The sequence below is a fragment of the Winogradskyella sp. PC D3.3 genome (genome assembly GCF_054366245.1).
In genome coordinates this window covers 3,209,659-3,226,674 of sequence record NZ_CM135962.1, presented here as the reverse complement: position 1 = coordinate 3,226,674, position 17,016 = coordinate 3,209,659, and the positions used below count along the sequence as shown (strand labels likewise).

Here is a 17,016-nt window from a genome sequence, read left to right as displayed (position 1 = left end):
AAAAAAGTACATCTATGTTTTCAACAATATTTTTTTACGAATTAAAGTACTGGTTAAAACGACCAGCGACTTATATTTATATGGCTATTTTCTTTATGTTATCATTATTTATGGCTGCGACTACAGCAGGAATATTTGATAGTATTACAGCTACAACAAGTTCTGCAAGGATTGTGAATTCTCCAATTGGAGTCAACAATTTGTTTAATGGACTGACTATCTTTATTTTCTTTTTATTTCCATCCATTATTGGTGCCTCCATTAATAGGGATTTTAAAAGTGAAATGCATTCCATTTTATATTCTTATCCGTTTACAAAAGCCAATTATTTATTTGCTAAATTTTTTAGTGCTATTGTCGTGGTAACACTTATTGTTATGACTATTGGAATTGGTATGTTTATCGGTTTTAGGTTGCCAGGTACCAATTCTGAGTTGATTATTCCTTTTGATGCTAAATCGTATTTCGATTCTTATTGGCTATTTATACTGCCTAATATTCTATTGTTTGGTGCTATTGTTTTTGCAGTCGTAACCTTTACTAGAAATATTGCTGCAGGATTTATTACTGTTATACTGTTATTGTTTGTTCAAGGAGTTACAGAAAGTTTATTATCTGATCCAGATAATCGTTATTTAGCAGCATTATTAGATCCGTTTGGAGCCTCTGCTTCTAACTATTACACACAGTATTGGACTGCTTACGAACAAAACGAATTACATATTCCTATTAAAGAAGTGATACTTTATAACCGATTGATATGGTTGGGTGTAGCTAGTTTGGTGTTTGGTTTGGTCTATAAATTTTTCACCTTCAGCCAAAATCCAATGTCTTTTTCATTCTTTAAAAAAGTAAAAGGAGAGCGTTCTATAAAACGAAATTTTGGAGGTATTACAAAAATCAACTTACCAAAAGTAACTTATGATTATTCTTTTATTCAGAACTTAAAAGCCACATGGAAAATTTCTAATGTAGAGTTTAAATATATCGTGAAGAGTTGGCCTTTTTTAAGTATTGTATTAGTCGGACTTATTGTGATTTTTATCGTCTTGGTTGATGTTGGTAATCCATTTGGAACATCAACATATCCTAGAACTTGGCTAATGTTGCAAGGTGGTGGAGAATTTGTATTTGCCATTAATATCTGTACATTTTTATATGCAGGTATGTTAGTCAATAGAAGTAAAATAGCCAATATTAATGGACTAGAGGATGTAACTCCTATACCCAACTGGTCGTTATTCTTATCTAAGTTTATAGCCATAGTGAAAATGCAAATACTATTGCTCACCGTTATTATGGTTTCAGGTATTTTGTTTCAACTGTATAAAGGGTATTACGATATTGAAATTGGTTTATATATAAAAGAACTCTTCGGTTTAAAACTGATTAATTATGTGATTTGGGCCTTCTTAGCATTAGCGGTTCAAACTGTGATTAGAAACCCTTACTTAGGTTTATTTGTATTGTTAGTTGTAGTTATTGGTATTCCATTATTAACTCTGGCTGGTGTAGAACAAGCGGTATTCAAATACAACGAAGGTCCTGGATTCGGATTTAATGATATGAATGGTTATGGTGATTCATTGTCTAATTATCTAACGTATAAATTCTATTGGGTCCTTGGTGGCTTAATTCTAATGCTTATTGCAGCGTTATTTTGGGTACGTGGTTTGCCGCATTCATTTAGAGAGCGTTTATCGATTGCTAAATCGCGATTAAAAACACCAATGGCGATTGCTTTTGTGGTGCTTTTAGCTGGGTTTTTCAGCATGGGATATACCATTTATAATGCCACTAACATTAATAATGATCGTTATTCTTCTAAGGAAGTTGAAGAAATGACTGTTGAATGGGAAAAAACATATAAGAAATATGAAGACTATGCACAGCCACGTATAGTCGGCGTAAAAGTAAACATGGATTTATTTATTAATGATCGTAATTTTGAATCGTCTGGAGAATATGCCATGGTTAACAAGACCGAGACTGCTATTGATAGTATTTTCTTAAATCATAATGATTATCCAAGTACGTTTAAATTTAATCGTGAAAATACTTTGGTTTTAGAAGATACGCTTTACAATTTTGATATTTATAGGTTGAAAGAACCTTTAATGCCAGGAGATTCCATGACTTTAAATTTCACGGTTAAAAACAAACCAAATACGTTTTTGGTTTCTAATTCGCCAATTATTGAAAACGGAACATTCATTAATAACATGCAACTGTTTCCTAGTTTAGGTTATAATGGTGGAGAGCTTACGGATGATAAAACCCGTGAAAAATATGATTTACCTCCAAACAAATTAAAACCTTTGCCTTCAGATTCAACAGCACTAGGGAATACTTATATTTCTAAAGATAGTGATTGGATTGATTTTGAAGCTACAGTAAGTACTAGTGAAGATCAAATTGCTATTGCTCCTGGATACCTTCAAAAGGAATGGGTAGAAGACGGTAGACGCTATTTTCATTATAAAATGGATAGTAAAATCTTAAATTTCTATGCTTTTAATTCCGCCAAGTATAAAGTAAAAAAAGATAAATGGAAGGACGTAAGTCTCGAAATTTACTATCATGAAGGTCATGAATATAATCTGGATAGAATGATGGATGGTATGAAAGCCTCGTTAGCATATAACAGCGAGAATTTTAGTCCATATCAACACAGACAATTGCGTATTGTAGAATTTCCTAGTGGTGGTTTTGCGCAATCATTTCCTAATACTATTCCCTTTGGTGGAGATACTGGTTTTATTGCAGATGTCGATGATAGTGAAGACGGTGGAATCGATTATACCTATGCAATCACAGTACATGAGGTTGCACATCAATGGTGGGCACACCAAGTCATTGGAGCCGATGTTTTAGGAGCAACGATGTTATCTGAAAGTTTATCAGAATATGTAGCTTTAAAAGTTCTTGAAAAAGAATTAGGAAAACCCCAAATGCGTAAGTTCTTGAAAAAATCTTTAGATGATTATTTATTAAGAAGAACGTTTGAACGTAAGCGCGAAAAGCCATTGATGTATAATGACGGACAAGGGTATATTCGTTACCAAAAAGGGTCTCTAGTGTTTTATGCGCTTAGCGACTATATTGGTGAAGATGTATTAAATGGAGCTTTAAAAACTTATGTTGAAAAAGTGAAGTTTCAACAGCCTCCTTATACCACGTCTATTGATATGGTGAATCATATTAAAGCGGTAACACCAGATAGTTTACAGTATGTGATTAAAGATATGTTTGAAACCATCACGGTTTATGACAATAGAATTAAGACTGCAACGTTTACCGAATTAGACAATGGTAAATATCAAGTGGATATTGAGTTTGATGTTAGTAAATACCGAAATGACGAAAAAGGAAAACAATTATTTTCTGAAACAGGGAGAGATTCCATTTCGTATTTGCCTGAAGGAAAAACGAAACCGATTTTGTCGTTGCCACTTCAAGATTATATTGATATAGGTGTGTTTACCGAAAAAGATGTAGATGGAAAAATGAAAGAAGAGCAACTGTATCTTAAGAAGCATAAAATTACTGCTATTGATAATAAAATATCAATTATTGTAGATAAGAAACCAACAGAAGTTGGTGTAGATCCTTATAATAAGTTAATTGATAGAAATTCTAGCGACAACCGTAAGAAACTCTAAAATAGCTTCCGTTTTAAATTATAAGACCTTTCAGATATACTAAATTTGAAAGGTCTTTTAATTTGGTGATTTTTAAATACGTTGTATAATATTAATACGAATTTTAGGTTATAGACTTTAAATATTATTAATTTTGAAATTACTAAGCCTATAACTTTAGAACGATTTTAGCCTAAGTATAATTCATGAAGTATATTACTTATATAGTGTTGTTTTTTTCAGTAGTGCTAAATGCGCAAGAAGACCCTGTGAAACAAGATTCAACAGAAGTGCACTACATGTATATTGAAGGGGATTCCATTCCTGTAACTTCAGTGGAATTAAATGAAGTTTTAGTATTACCTAATTTAAAATTTGAAGATAGAGCCGCACGGATTCGGTATATTATTTTGAGACGAAAAACCTTAAAAGTGTATCCTTATGCTAAGTTAGCAGCCGAACGTTTAGAGGCCTTACAAGAGCGATTAGATGGATTGGAGCGCAAACGCGATAAAAAGCGTTATGCTAAGATTATTCAGAATTATATTGAAGATGAATTTTCAGAAGAACTAAAGAAGCTGACTAAAACCGAAGGTCAGATTTTGGTGAAATTGATTCACAGACAAACCGGAAAAACGACTTTTGATCTTATTAAGGAATTACGGAGTGGTTGGCGTGCCTTTTGGTTTAATAGTACAGCGAGTTTGTTTGATATTTCATTAAAGAAAGAGTTCAGTCCTATTGATGAAGAGGAAGACTATTTAATTGAAGATATTCTGCAACGTGCGTTTCAAAACGAACAATTAAAACGACAAGCACCAGCTTTTGAGATTGATTTTTACGACGCTTTAAATAAATGGTCTCAATCTAAAAGTAAAATAAATTCTAAGCTTAAAGATTAATTATGCGTATTCAAACACAACTCGAAGAACAACTTAATGCATGGACCCATGGTTTTGGTGCGCTTTTGGGAATTGTAGCTTTAGTCTTGCTCATATTAAAAGCAGATAGTGTAACTCCTTGGAGCTTATTTAGTGTTATTGTTTACGGACTTTCTGTAGTCATTCTTTTTTCAGCATCTACATTTTATCATGCCGTAGAAGGGGAGAAGCGCAAACACTATTTTAGAATTGTGGATCATGTTAGTATTTATCTGCTCATTGCAGGGACATATACTCCCGTTTTATTAATTTTACTTACCGATAGCTTAGGTTGGCTGTTATTTTGGATTGTATGGGGCATTGCGGCTTTTGGCGTTATTTTAAAACTCTTCTTTACAGGACGCTTCGAGGTCTTTTCAACCCTTTTGTATTTGGTTATGGGTTGGTTAATTGTTTTCGATTTTTCAAATGTTTCAGAAGCTCTTGGACCCAATGGAGTCCTTTGGTTGTTTGCAGGTGGCTTGTTTTATACGATTGGTATTATTTTCTATGTGATTCAGAAAATACCGTATAATCATGTGATTTGGCATTTGTTTGTTTTGGGAGGAGCCATTTGCCACTTTTTTATGATATATCTATATGTGATTTAAAGCTTTATTTTAGGTTTGCTTCGCTTTTGTGTAGCAAGATTTGAACCTGCGTTTTATTAAGTTCTGTTGAAGTCGATTTGGGCTGATAGAAACGTTTAATTCAATTATTTAAGACATTACAATAGTACTTTAATCATTCCCATAAACAAGGTTAATAAAGTCGGACTTATCTATGGTTCCAAAGTAATCTTCAATGGACACATGATTTAGTATTTTACTAATTTCATGTTTGTCATAAGGCACACCAATGAGTAGGTTTTCAAGATCAGAAATAGGGGATCTTCCAAAGAAATCTCCGAAAATTTTAAGATCAGAAATATGACCTTTTTCAACAAAAATACGAAGATCAATTTCTCCTATAGGGAAGCGTTTATTCCGTTGGATATTAAATTTAGGTGAGCGACCAAAATTCCAATCCCATAAATCATATTTTTCGGCTTTTAGTTGCTTTACGGCTTTCCATTCGACCTCAGTTAATTTATAGGTCTCAAAAGGTTCACTGGCTTCGTATAAGCCAGTTAGTAATTCCTTTTTAAATTTTGCCATTGACATCGGTGTCTTTAAAAACTCGCTAATATTAGCCACGCGACTTCTTACGGATTTATGACCTTTAGATTGTATTTTGCTCATTTTAACCTGAAGGGCTTTAACGACTTCCCCCATGTCTGTATCGAATAATAAGGTTCCATGACTGATCATGCGTTTTCCTGTAGAAAACTGAGCTGTTCCAGAGATTTTCTTTTCATTAACTAAAATATCATTACGACCTTTTAATTCGGCGGCAACGCCCATCGAATTCAATACTTTAATAACTGGTGCTGTAAATTTTTTAAAGTTACTGATACTTTTACCATCGTGATTGGTAATAAAACTAAAGTTTAAGTTCCCCAAATCATGATACACAGCTCCACCTCCAGAAATACGTCTGACCACGTGGATGTTATTCTCATCGATATAGTCTTTGTTAATTTCTTCTAAGGTGTTTTGATTTCGCCCAATGATAATAGAAGGCTCATTGATGTAAAACAATAAATAATCGGTAGAAGCATCAAAATGCCTTAGGGCATACTCTTCTAATGCTAAATTTAATTTAGGGTTAGTATGGCCTTCATTATCTATAAAAATCATAAGCTTGGTTTCGTTTCAGAGCAAACAAATATAAAAAAAATGTGTAGGTAGATTATTATGCTGCTTAGATTAATATGGTGTTGCATTTTCATTAGATGAAACGGTGGGGACTCGCCATAAACAACACCTGTGATTATTGAAAACTTGTGAATTGTATGTGCTTTAAATTCAGTGTTATATGTTTGATTTTTAAAGTTATTGATTTCAATGTGTTCATTTTGAGAACATGCTAAAAAAAATCTAACCTTTATTTTATGCTGTATTTGAATGTGTAATCGAATGCTAATAGTGTAAGTCTTGTGTTTTTTTTATGAGAAGGCTAATTTTTTATGGTTTAGGGTAAGGCTACTATATATATTATTAGTGTTTATGGGGTGTACATCACGAATAAAGCCTTGATATAGGTTACGATAAGATTATTATAAACATTTTATAAGCACGCTATAACCATGCTATAACCTGTATTTTTGATTTCTGTTGTTTTACTTAAAAAAGGGGGAGGGATTTAGGATATAATTGATTTGATGTGATGCACTGGTTTGTTGAATTTGGAAACGGATTTTATGTCTTGTTTAGGCTGTACTGTAGAATGGTTGGCTTTGTTTGTGCTTTGTTTTGCGAAGTAAGAAGCATCTTCAAACCCTAAATGGAAAGCAATTTCTGAAACGGATATGTTTTCGAAAACCAACATTTTTTGATCACCAAAAATCTTATGCTCGTTTATTAAAAGCATATGTTTTTATTGGTATGGTTTTATTATTTAGAGTGAGCGTTTTATAATGTCTAACAAGCTATTCTTTTTTTACATTGTTAGTGGTATGGGCCTTTTTATTCCAAGCCTTTTTTTTTAGGATTCCAGAAAGGTTTCGTTTTAATTTGTTTGGTATTCCATTTTAATTCGTTTCTTAAATATTGGTTTATGGCAATGCACACTCTACTGTCTCCAGCAATATAAGCCATCTTTTCACCTTTAAGTTTGGGGATTACATTTTTGATTTGAGCTATTATTTCTTTCGTGTTATTCTCCTCTAAGCCGTAAAAGTTGAAAGGGGTATTGTTGTTTATATCAGAATATAATTCTGCAATGTTTTTGTTGTAAATGATACTTTCTATCTCTTTATCTTCGGATAAATATCTATTGATAGTGTATAAATGAGATAATGCAGATAAATCTCCAATCATTACATAGCTATCTGCAGAATTGTCTACGGTAAATTTGCCCGTTTTGGTTTTGTAATAAACTTTGTCTCCAACCGTACAGTCTTCCACCCATAGTGCACCAATTCCATTGCTATGCGTAGCTATGGCAAGACTAAAGGTGTTTAAATCTTTATCGATATCCCAAATAGAATAGCTTCTGACCATATCCTTTTTTGAGTTTGCTTTTTTACCAATGCCCACACCTAAACGTATAAAACAACCAGGTACAAAGTCCATCGTTTTTACAGCTTCACTTTGTATTTGAATTTTATAAACACTTTCGGAGAGTTTTTCTTTAGATATAATTACTCCTTTATCCATTATTGTTTTCATTATATTTTCTAATAGAGCCATACTGTTAATTTTTAAATTTTGTTTTTATTTTAATAATGAGTCTGGTTAAAACAGCCGGAACGCAAAGCAATACGCCTACTTTAACCAATGGCAATACATAGATGAACCATTGTTTGGGTAGTTGTTGAGAATCTGTGGTTTTGTTTTGAGTACTATTTATATTTTCTGCCCAATTTGTAAATCCGATAAGCCAAATACTTAATGAAAGGATAGCACTTATAGAGACCAGTACTAAAAGTGTTGTTTTGTGTTTTTGAAGGATGTTTATCAATTGTTTTAGATGATGAAAATCCGATATAAAGTGTAGCCTTTTAATGGTATTTACAATCCATTTCCAATGTAAAGCCAAATGAATACCTAAAAGAATTATGAATAAACTTGCAGAAGCATTGTGTATCATAGTCCAAAAAGGAGTGATTTTAAAATGAATACCCATTGAAGGTAAGGCAGCTTCAGAAATAACAATTCCAGAAAGTGTAACAACTAACATTACTATATATAAAAGCCAATTGAAAAAGTAATCAAACTTTAGTTTTCGTTTATATAGCTTTTTAGAATGGGTAACAATCCAATTCCAATTTACTATTAGATGCAAGAAGAAAGGTAATAAGATGATAAAACTTAACCATTCATGTATAGCTATTCCAGTACTTTGTGGAATTAGTACAAGAATCATTAAGACAAAGAAAAACAAATCTAAAATCCCACGTGTTTTATTGACGTTTCCTGTATTCTTTTTTGATTTTTTCATGGTGTTTTGGATATGTTTTTTGTTATCACAAAATAGATAATGGAAAGCACTAATAAAATCCCACTAACCGCTATAAAACTGTGTTGAAGCCCTAAGACATTTTGTATAGGTTGAATGGCTATGGGTGACATAAACATTCCTAAAAAATTAAACCTTGTTAATTTACCAATGTATTTTCCTCGCTGTTTTGGTGGCACTAAAGTCATGATCCACAAATTAGCATTAGGGATAAGCGAACCTATACCAAAACCAACTACGATAACACCAACTATTGCCATAAGATAGCTTGAACTAAAACCTATAATAAGATATCCCAAAGCCATCAATATAAACCCTAAAATATACATACTTAAAAAGCTTAGTTGTTGTCTTATTTTTTTAGAAAGCATGGCAGAAATTGCTAAAGATATCATCATTGTTCCGATGGCTACACCTACTAAGTTGGCACTAACACCAGTAAAGGTATTTAATAAAAAAGGAAGCTGAACAGGTATGATATAAAAGAAAAGCAGCGTTAAAAACGAACTGATATATACAAGCCAAATTTGGTTATCTACCTTTAAATCGGATTCGTTTTCTATGTGTTTTAGGTGATGCTTAGGTTCGTGTAAATAGAAAGGAACTAAGAGTAAAACAATAAAAGCAAAGCCATATACCAAAAATGTGTAGTGCCAATTAATATCTGCTAAAAACCCTGCGGCAGGAATAAAAAGTAACCCGCCAAGAGCATTAAATGCACCTTGTAAACCCATAAAATGTTCTCGCTTTTTCCCTTCAAAATAATCACCAACCAAGGTAGTAGTGGTCGTCATAATACCAGCAACTCCAAGACCTAAAATAATACGACCTAACAATATGAGATATAAATCATTGAGCCAAAGCCCAGAAGTTCCTGCAAGTGTATAAATAACTAAAGAAACGACTAAAACTTTGATTCTACCTTGTTTGTCTATAATGCGTCCAGCAAAAGGAGCTATGATAGCAATGGTTAGAGCCGGTAGTGTGAGCATTAATTTTGTTAAAGCTTCAACATTTTCTACCGTGTCAAAGGCACTACTTATTGCGGGCAAAGAAGGGGCAATGATTGCGTTAGCTAACATGGTTAGCATACTTGCCAACAGCAACGTTATTTCTAAGGGTTTGTTATTATTCATATTTGTTTCTTTACAAATGTTGATTAGTCAACAGTTGAGTTAAATTTTTTTAACTAATATTATTCAGTAATTTATTAAGAAGTAGATTTAATTTTTTTGCTTCTGTTTCTGTAAAACAACTAAGCGCTTCTTTTACAGTTTCTTTAGAGGCTTTATTAAAAACTTGAACCACCTTTTTACCTTCTTGAGTTAGTGTAATAATGTATGATCTTGAATCCTGTCCCGATTTTCGAATTACTAGTTTTTTTACTTCAAGATGATCTATTAATCGTTTTATAGCAGCTCTATCTTTATGTTGTAACTCAGCAAGTCTGCTTTGATTCATTTCTCCTTCATTAGAAATTAAAACTAATAAACGCCATTGTTCAGGAGTTGTATTAAGACCTGTGTTTTTAAATCTAGCCTGTAACTTTTGTTGTAATATTCTAGAAATAGTGGTTGTTAAATAGCCCACCGAATCTGTAAATACAAACTTTTCCATTTTAATAATGTTGATTAGTCAACAAATTTAGTCAAAAAAACTTAATATGTTCTATTTAGGAGTGTTTTTTTCCTGTCTTATCCTAAACTATGGCTATAGGTTAAAATTGATTTAAGCTGATAATTTATGTACCGTATTAGGTGTTTTATAATCTAAAGTTGAATGCAATCTCACTTTGTTATTGCCATTCTAAGTTCTTATACTTAGTATTTTTTTGACAAAAAGTGTGTTCTGTAGGTAATTTCACTGTATTATCCCTAACGTTGTTGTGCATGATTAAGTACTTAATTTAGCAAATAAAAACCAGCTAGAAAATCCGCTAGTGTTTTCGTAAGTAAGCCAGCACTAGCAATGGATTATCTTAGGTGTTGGCAACAGGCTTTGTTTCAGTCGTAAATTCTTATTATTTCGCCATTTCCTTTTCCGTTTACACTTCTTACATATCCGTTAATTACTTTTTTCATTGGTATCGGATTGTGTCCAGGGAAATAATCTTTGTACTTTTCATAAGCATCTTCGACCATTCCGGAAGAAACTACATTTACTCTAATTCCGTTTTCAATTTCCAGTGCAACCGCTTTTACAAAACTATGGATTCCCCCATTTACCATTGATGCACTCGCTGTTTTTACAACTGGGTCATCTGCTAAAATTCCTGTAGATAAAGTTATTGAACCATTTGGATTTAGATAATTTTGTCCAATACGTACAAGATTAACTTGTCCCATTAGTTTACTTTTCAGTCCGATATAATAATCACCTTCGGTAAGTTTATCAAAATCATCCCATTTTGCCTCGCCTGCAATGCAAATAATAGCATCTAACCTTCCAGTCTTTTCAAACATAGAGTTTATTGAACTACTATCAGCAATATCAACAGTCACATCTCCTTTGGTTCGTCCAGCAATTAGTATTTTGTTCTTGTCTTTGAAATGGGAAACGACCCTTTTTCCGATTGTTCCATTTCCTCCAATTATTAAAATTTTCATTGTTTGTATTTTTTAAGTTAAACATTGAGTTTTGTTACAAGTTTCCTTTTTATTTCTCAATTTGTAAATGATTTAAGTAGTAATCACGCTCCAAAGTAAATTGGTTACAAATGGAGGAATGGCATTGTAGTAATCACAGTTTATCGTTATTAAAAGTCCTCTAATGAAGTTCAAATATTTGCATAGTCTAAATTTTTTTATGTTGAAAATCTGTAAATTCCTTAATTGTCTTTTCGTTCCTTTTTAAATAAGACCATTTTCCCTGTCTTGTTGATATTAAAAGGCTGCATGTTTCCATATTATTAGTCAGATAAGTTGAAATTGTAGATTGAGATAATTCCGTTTTTTCTTGAATATAAGTAATGCAAACACCATCATTGTAATGCTTTAATGTTTTGTATGGTGGAACGTTTATTCTGGTTCTTTCAGCCATTCCATAATCTGAAATCTAATTTGGTTTGATAAACATTTACCAATTTCTGTGGCTATCTTCAAATTCATGATGTAAACCCATCTATAATTTTCGATATATAAAAATGAATTCGTGTTTTTGTTTGAAGTTCGATGTTTTTTTAGTTTGTTCCCAACGTTTAGTAAATGAAAAGTAGGCGATTTCGAAGCACGAAACTTTCGGTAAGCTTAAAGTTTGATACCTGATAATAGCCTTAACTTTACTACTATTTTACCTATTTTTTTATATACATTGTTGGCAGTATGTGCTTTTGTTTTTTCAAAGTCCGATTAATTTGAGACTACTTTTAGTCCGATAATTGAGGCAATTAATGTCATAATGAAAAATAGTCGCCAAAATGTCGCTGGTTCTTTAAAAATTAGAATTCCAATCAAAACTGTTCCTACAGCACCAATCCCTGTCCAAACTGCATATGCAGTTCCTATCGGTAGTTGTTGAGTCACCTTTACAAGAAGAAACATACTTATTCCTAAACAAATCAAGAATCCTATGTACCAATAAGTTGTTTCAATTCCTGTTGATTCTTTTGCTTTTCCAAGACAAGCTGCAAAAGCTACTTCAAATAATCCGGCAATTATTAATAGTATCCAATTCATTCGTAATTATCTTCTTTTTGTGTTGTAAGTCAATATTCAATTGCTGTCTGTATTTGCATTACTGCCAACGGGTTATATCCATATAAAAAATACGCTTATCCATTAAATGAACATGGATAAGCGTGCTTTTTAATTTTTAAATCTTCTGCACAGGGAATCCTCGGTCTCTCATGAGAGCTTCAATCTTAGCATCGCGACCTCTAAATTTTCTGTAGGCTTCTGCTGGATCCATAGCGTTGCGTGGTGCAAATAAATATTTCACCAATTTATCTGCAACGGCTTTATCATAAAAACCACCTTCGGCTTCTCTAAAGGCTTCAGAAGCATCACTAGTTAGTACATCTGCCCACATATAGCCATAATACGCTGTAGCATAGCCTTCACCAGAAAAGACATGACCAAATTGCGGTGTTCTGTGACGCATTGGTAGTTCTTTAGGCATGCCTAATTCGTCAAGTGTTTCGCGTTCAAATTTATCAATATCAATATCTGTTGGATCTGCTAAGTGTAACTTCATATCAATTAAAGCCGAAGCTAAATATTCAGTTGTTCCAAACCCTTGATTAAATGTTGAGGCTTTCTTTATTTTTTCAACTAAGGACGCAGGAATTGGTTCTCCCGTTTTATAATGCACTAAAAATTGATTGATAACTTTGTCTGTAGATAACCAACGTTCTAATAATTGCGATTGGAATTCTGTGTAATCTCTAACACCTCCATTTAAGGTTGGGTATTTTACATCGGCAGAAAAGAAGTGAAGGGCATGACCAAATTCATGGAAAAACGTTGTGGCATCATCCCAAGATACTAAAACCGCTTCTCCTGGTGCTGGTTTAACAAAGTTGGAATTGTTAGAGGCTAACACATTTTTTTCGCCTTCAAAAGAATCTGAACTTCTATAGGTTGTTGCCCAAGCGCCAGAGCGTTTGCCTTCGCGTGCAAAAGGATCTAAATACCATAAACCAATATGTTTACCAGAATCTTTATCGGTAACTTCCCAAACCTTCACATCCTCATGAAACACAGGAACAGTACCTTCTGCTACTGGTGTAAATTTATAATTAAACAATTCGCCAGCGGTAAAGAACATGGCTTCTGTTAGTTTATCTAACTGTAGGTATTGTTTTACTTCGTCGCTATCTAAATCGTATTTCTTTTTGCGCACTTTTTCTGCGTAGTATCTATAATCCCATGGTTCTATGCTTATGTTATCTCCAAGTTCGTTAGCAACAGTTTGCATATCTGCCACCTCTTCTTTAACTCTTGCGGTGGCAGCTGGCCAAACGGCCATCATTAGATCCATTGCGTTTTCTGGCGTTTTTGCCATACGGTCTTGTAATCTCCATTCGGCATAATTATCATAGCCCATTAAGCCCACACGTTCTTTACGTAATTTTAAAATTTGAGCAATGATTTTGTTATTGTCGTATTGGTCTCCGTTATCTCCTCTAGAGTAGTAGTTTTCCCAAACTTGCTTACGTAATTCGCGTTCTGTAGAGTAGGTAAGGAAGGGATCTATTGATGAGCGTGTATTGGTAATGGCGTATTTTCCGTCTTCACCTTTATCTGTAGCAATTTTAGCAGCAGATTTAATAAAGCCTTCAGCTAAACCACCTAACTGATCTTTGTTTAAATAGGTGATGTAGTTTTCTTCATCGTGCAGTACATTGTTTGCGAAATCGGTGTAAAGCGATGATAATTCTTTGTTGATTTCGGCATAGCGTTTTTTCTTTTCGGCATTTAAATTTGCTCCATTCATTTCAAACTGCTTGTAGGTTAAATCAACTACACGTTGTGCTTGCGGTTCTAAAGGTGTTTTTTGAGACGCTTCATAAACCGTTTTTATACGTTGGAATAATTTTTCGTTTTGTGAAATTTGAGACCTAAAATCTGAAAGTTTTGGTGCTAATTCGGCTTGTACTTTTCTAAATTCTGCTGAGGAGACGTTGCTTCCCATAACACCATAATAGGCAAAGACTCTATTCAATGCTTTACCAGCACTTTCCATGGCCACAATAGTGTTTTCAAAGGTGGCAGGTTCGGTGTTGTTAGCAATAGCTTCAATCTCGGCAAGGTTAAGCTTCATGGCTTCTTCCATTGCAGGTTTTATAGCTTCAACAGAAACTTTATCAAAAGCAGGAACACCTTGGTAAGGTCCTGTCCATTCTTGGATTAATACATTATCACTCATGTTTTTTTCTGTGGGTTTTTTGATGTCTTCTTTACAACTTGAAAAAAGGACAATGCTACAAATTAAGGTTGCTCTAAGGGAATTAGAAATCATAATTAATTGTTTAGTTTATGAATAATGGTTGCTGTTTTATCAAGTCATCAAAATACTGAAAATAGGAATAAACTCTCTTAAATATTTTATAATTTTTTGAAGGTAATCACTCTAAGATTACAGGGATTATATAGGCTTAAATAAGGCTAAAAAAACAAGTAATATCTTAACGTTATTTACGCAATATGCGTTACTCAATCAATTCAACTTTTCTAATATAAACATTATGTAAAGGCCAATCTCCTTCGTCTGTTTTAACAGCATTAATTTGATCTACGACATCCATGCCTTTTGTGACTTCGCCAAAAACGGTATACTCACCATCTAAATAATGGGCTCCATCTTCACGTTGAATAATGAAGAACTGAAAAGGAGAGGCCAATTTATAGGCATTTTCAATCTCGCTACTAGGCATAGAAATCGCGCCACGTTTGTGTGTATAGCCGCGTTTGGTATCTGGAGGTAATAAGTATTTTCCTATTTTTTGTCGTCTTTTAGCAATGTTATAGTCATCGCTACTGCCTCCTTGGATGACAAAATTCTTTACTACTCTATAAAACTGGGTACCATCAAAATATTGACGTTTGGTAAGGTAAACGAAATTTGCTCTGTGGAATTTGGTTTTATCGTAGAGTTCAATTTCTATAATTCCGAAATCTGTAGTGATTCGTGCTTTGTATTCTTTGTTTTCCTTTTCGTAGTTTAAAAAGAATTCCATAGCATTAGCATCTGTAAGTAAAGGGAATTCTGTAGCGGTTTGTTTTTGGGGATGAACATTATGTTCCGAGATTACAGAATCTTTTACGACCGTAGTATTTGTTTTTTTTGAAGTTTGTTTATCTTCACAACTCAGAAGTAATAATCCAATTCCGAAAGTCAACGGAAATAGTAATAGAAATCTCATAAATGCTTTTTAATTCGTTTTTAGAATCTGTAGTAAAAATAAAACATCTAGAACTTTCTGGCGAAGATTCGCACGTAAAAATGTCTCCACCATATCGTTTGGAGTTGGCCGAACAAATGAAAACGAAGTCCGAAACTGCAAGAAGGGCAGGAGTCATGGCTTTGTTTTATCCTAATTCTACTAATGAAACCATGTTGGTTTTAATACTTCGTAAAACTTATAAAGGAGTCCATTCTGCCCAAGTGGGTTTTCCTGGAGGTAAATATGAAGAAGAGGATTGCAATGATTTAATGCGTACAGCAATTAGAGAAACTGAAGAAGAAATAGGAGTTAATCATTTGGATTTTAAAGTTTTAAAAACCATGTCTCCGTTGTATATACCACCAAGTAACTTTATGGTTCATCCTTTTATTGGGATTTCAGAACATAACTTAACTTTTGTAAAACAAGATGAAGAAGTTGAAGACATTATAGAAGTTAAACTTGTTGATTTTTTAAACGATCAGAATACGATAACTGCAACAGTGCCAACCTCTTTTGATGTCGATGTTGATGTACCTGCGTTTGTTTTAAATGGTCATATTGTTTGGGGAGCCACAGCAATGATGCTTGGAGAAATAAAAGACTTGTTAAAACAAGTTTTATAATTTAACTTAATGGTTACATTTGTAATTGACAAAATTTGAAAAATTAACTATGGGATTATTCAAAAGAAATCCTTTCGGACATATACTTTGGGTAAAAAAATGGCTCATTAGAATTCTTGGTGCTTTTACGCACCGACGTTTTAGAGGATTTAATGATTTACAAATAGAAGGTTCTGAGATTATTAAGAATCTTCCGGATACGAATGTGTTGTTTATTTCTAATCATCAGACGTACTTTGCTGATGTTATTGCTATGTTTCACGTGTTTAACGCTAGTTTAAGCGGACGATTAGATAACATTAAAAACGTAGGCTATTTGTGGAATCCGAAGTTGAATATGTATTATGTTGCGGCTAAGGAGACTATGAAATCGGGTATACTTCCTAAAATATTTGCTTATACAGGCTCTATTAGTATTGAGCGAACTTGGCGTTCAAAAGGCAAAGATATAAACCGACAGGTTAAAATGAGTGATATTACCATGATAAAAACCGCTTTAGATGATGGTTGGGTGGTAACGTTTCCGCAAGGAACAACGACTCCTTTTAAACCGATTAGAAAAGGAACGGCTCATATTATTAAAACCTATAAGCCTATTGTAGTGCCAATTGTTATTGATGGTTTTAGACGATCGTTTGATAAAAAGGGACTGCGAATTAAAAAGAAAAATATTTTTCAAACTTTTGAGATAAAAGAACCTCTAGACATAGATTATGAAAATGAATCTATAGCTAGTATTGTTGAAAAAATAGAGTATGCTATTGAGCAACATCCTTCATTCTTAAAAGTAATACCACAAGATGTGTTAGAAGAGAATGAGCGCTTAAATAAAGAATTGCGAAATATGTAAGTGCTATTTTGTGTCTTTTACTCTTAAGATCCAA

General features: G+C 33.2%; 16 protein-coding genes. 5 read left to right on the top strand and 11 right to left on the bottom strand.

Annotation, left to right across the window (positions count from 1 at the left end; genetic code table 11):
• Window positions 1-14: 14 nt before the first annotated feature.
• The 3 genes from ACXGSQ_RS14220 (at window position 15) to trhA (ending at window position 5,172) form a co-directional block, all read left to right on the top strand.
• A complete protein-coding gene (locus ACXGSQ_RS14220; protein ID WP_458626815.1) occupies window positions 15-3,662 on the top strand; it encodes a M1 family aminopeptidase in 3,648 nt (1,215 codons plus the stop codon).
• A gap of 185 nt (window positions 3,663-3,847) precedes the next feature.
• Window positions 3,848-4,543 (top strand): DUF4294 domain-containing protein, encoded by a 696-nt coding sequence (locus ACXGSQ_RS14215; RefSeq protein WP_458626814.1) that lies wholly within the window; start codon window positions 3,848-3,850, stop codon window positions 4,541-4,543.
• A gap of 2 nt (window positions 4,544-4,545) precedes the next feature.
• Window positions 4,546-5,172, top strand: a complete 627-nt coding sequence (gene trhA / locus ACXGSQ_RS14210) for a PAQR family membrane homeostasis protein TrhA (RefSeq protein ID WP_458626813.1) — start codon at window positions 4,546-4,548, stop codon at window positions 5,170-5,172.
• 129 nt (window positions 5,173-5,301) lie between these two features.
• Here trhA and ACXGSQ_RS14205 read toward each other — a convergent pair whose 3' ends face one another.
• The 11 genes from ACXGSQ_RS14205 to ACXGSQ_RS14155 form a co-directional block, all read right to left on the bottom strand.
• Window positions 5,302-6,300: a lipoate--protein ligase gene (locus tag ACXGSQ_RS14205; RefSeq protein ID WP_458626812.1), complete on the bottom strand. Its 999-nt coding sequence runs from the start codon at window positions 6,298-6,300 to the stop codon at window positions 5,302-5,304.
• A 505-nt stretch (window positions 6,301-6,805) separates the two neighbouring features.
• On the bottom strand, window positions 6,806-7,033 hold the full coding sequence (locus ACXGSQ_RS14200; protein ID WP_458626811.1) for a hypothetical protein: 228 nt from the start codon (window positions 7,031-7,033) through the stop codon (window positions 6,806-6,808).
• 95 nt (window positions 7,034-7,128) lie between these two features.
• Window positions 7,129-7,854, bottom strand: a complete 726-nt coding sequence (locus ACXGSQ_RS14195) for a siderophore-interacting protein (protein ID WP_458626810.1) — start codon at window positions 7,852-7,854, stop codon at window positions 7,129-7,131.
• Between the two features lie 4 nt (window positions 7,855-7,858).
• On the bottom strand, window positions 7,859-8,605 hold the full coding sequence (locus ACXGSQ_RS14190; RefSeq protein WP_458626809.1) for a DUF4405 domain-containing protein: 747 nt from the start codon (window positions 8,603-8,605) through the stop codon (window positions 7,859-7,861).
• Window positions 8,602-9,759 carry an MFS transporter gene (locus ACXGSQ_RS14185; RefSeq protein ID WP_458626808.1) on the bottom strand — a complete coding sequence of 386 codons (1,158 nt, stop codon included), beginning with the start codon at window positions 9,757-9,759 and terminating at the stop codon, window positions 8,602-8,604. The genes ACXGSQ_RS14190 and ACXGSQ_RS14185 overlap by 4 nt, the downstream gene beginning before the upstream one ends.
• Before the next feature lie 49 nt (window positions 9,760-9,808).
• Complete coding sequence (locus ACXGSQ_RS14180; RefSeq protein ID WP_458626807.1) at window positions 9,809-10,240, bottom strand: MarR family winged helix-turn-helix transcriptional regulator; 432 nt, start codon at window positions 10,238-10,240, stop codon at window positions 9,809-9,811.
• A 386-nt stretch (window positions 10,241-10,626) separates the two neighbouring features.
• Window positions 10,627-11,229: a short chain dehydrogenase gene (locus ACXGSQ_RS14175; RefSeq protein ID WP_458626806.1), complete on the bottom strand. Its 603-nt coding sequence runs from the start codon at window positions 11,227-11,229 to the stop codon at window positions 10,627-10,629.
• Between the two features lie 187 nt (window positions 11,230-11,416).
• A complete protein-coding gene (locus ACXGSQ_RS14170; RefSeq protein WP_458626805.1) occupies window positions 11,417-11,662 on the bottom strand; it encodes an ArsR/SmtB family transcription factor in 246 nt (81 codons plus the stop codon).
• A 308-nt stretch (window positions 11,663-11,970) separates the two neighbouring features.
• Window positions 11,971-12,297 (bottom strand): DMT family transporter, encoded by a 327-nt coding sequence (locus ACXGSQ_RS14165; RefSeq protein WP_136581885.1) that lies wholly within the window; start codon window positions 12,295-12,297, stop codon window positions 11,971-11,973.
• Window positions 12,298-12,433: 136 nt separating this feature from the next.
• Complete coding sequence (locus tag ACXGSQ_RS14160) at window positions 12,434-14,581, bottom strand: M3 family metallopeptidase (RefSeq protein ID WP_458626804.1); 2,148 nt, start codon at window positions 14,579-14,581, stop codon at window positions 12,434-12,436.
• Window positions 14,582-14,771: 190 nt separating this feature from the next.
• Window positions 14,772-15,485: a peptidylprolyl isomerase gene (locus ACXGSQ_RS14155; RefSeq protein ID WP_458626803.1), complete on the bottom strand. Its 714-nt coding sequence runs from the start codon at window positions 15,483-15,485 to the stop codon at window positions 14,772-14,774.
• Between the two features lie 2 nt (window positions 15,486-15,487).
• Between ACXGSQ_RS14155 and ACXGSQ_RS14150 the strand changes: the two genes are divergently transcribed.
• Both ACXGSQ_RS14150 and ACXGSQ_RS14145 read left to right on the top strand, forming a co-directional pair.
• Window positions 15,488-16,132, top strand: coding sequence for an NUDIX hydrolase (locus ACXGSQ_RS14150; RefSeq protein ID WP_458626802.1), 645 nt, complete (start codon window positions 15,488-15,490; stop codon window positions 16,130-16,132).
• A 49-nt stretch (window positions 16,133-16,181) separates the two neighbouring features.
• Window positions 16,182-16,982, top strand: a complete 801-nt coding sequence (locus ACXGSQ_RS14145; protein ID WP_458626801.1) for a lysophospholipid acyltransferase family protein — start codon at window positions 16,182-16,184, stop codon at window positions 16,980-16,982.
• Window positions 16,983-17,016: the final 34 nt, after the last annotated feature.

Excerpts from the sequence above, each read along its gene's own strand:
- ACXGSQ_RS14220 (WP_458626815.1), top strand. The coding sequence starts at position 15 with ATGTTTTCAACAATATTTTTTTACGAATTAAAGTACTGGTTAAAACGA.
- ACXGSQ_RS14215 (WP_458626814.1), top strand. The coding sequence starts at position 3,848 with ATGAAGTATATTACTTATATAGTGTTGTTTTTTTCAGTAGTGCTAAAT.
- trhA (WP_458626813.1), top strand. The coding sequence starts at position 4,546 with ATGCGTATTCAAACACAACTCGAAGAACAACTTAATGCATGGACCCAT.
- ACXGSQ_RS14205 (WP_458626812.1), bottom strand. The coding sequence starts at position 6,300 with ATGATTTTTATAGATAATGAAGGCCATACTAACCCTAAATTAAATTTA.
- ACXGSQ_RS14200 (WP_458626811.1), bottom strand. The coding sequence starts at position 7,033 with ATGCTTTTAATAAACGAGCATAAGATTTTTGGTGATCAAAAAATGTTG.
- ACXGSQ_RS14195 (WP_458626810.1), bottom strand. The coding sequence starts at position 7,854 with ATGGCTCTATTAGAAAATATAATGAAAACAATAATGGATAAAGGAGTA.
- ACXGSQ_RS14190 (WP_458626809.1), bottom strand. The coding sequence starts at position 8,605 with ATGAAAAAATCAAAAAAGAATACAGGAAACGTCAATAAAACACGTGGG.
- ACXGSQ_RS14185 (WP_458626808.1), bottom strand. The coding sequence starts at position 9,759 with ATGAATAATAACAAACCCTTAGAAATAACGTTGCTGTTGGCAAGTATG.
- ACXGSQ_RS14180 (WP_458626807.1), bottom strand. The coding sequence starts at position 10,240 with ATGGAAAAGTTTGTATTTACAGATTCGGTGGGCTATTTAACAACCACT.
- ACXGSQ_RS14175 (WP_458626806.1), bottom strand. The coding sequence starts at position 11,229 with ATGAAAATTTTAATAATTGGAGGAAATGGAACAATCGGAAAAAGGGTC.
- ACXGSQ_RS14170 (WP_458626805.1), bottom strand. The coding sequence starts at position 11,662 with ATGGCTGAAAGAACCAGAATAAACGTTCCACCATACAAAACATTAAAG.
- ACXGSQ_RS14165 (WP_136581885.1), bottom strand. The coding sequence starts at position 12,297 with ATGAATTGGATACTATTAATAATTGCCGGATTATTTGAAGTAGCTTTT.
- ACXGSQ_RS14160 (WP_458626804.1), bottom strand. The coding sequence starts at position 14,581 with ATGATTTCTAATTCCCTTAGAGCAACCTTAATTTGTAGCATTGTCCTT.
- ACXGSQ_RS14155 (WP_458626803.1), bottom strand. The coding sequence starts at position 15,485 with ATGAGATTTCTATTACTATTTCCGTTGACTTTCGGAATTGGATTATTA.
- ACXGSQ_RS14150 (WP_458626802.1), top strand. The coding sequence starts at position 15,488 with ATGCTTTTTAATTCGTTTTTAGAATCTGTAGTAAAAATAAAACATCTA.
- ACXGSQ_RS14145 (WP_458626801.1), top strand. The coding sequence starts at position 16,182 with ATGGGATTATTCAAAAGAAATCCTTTCGGACATATACTTTGGGTAAAA.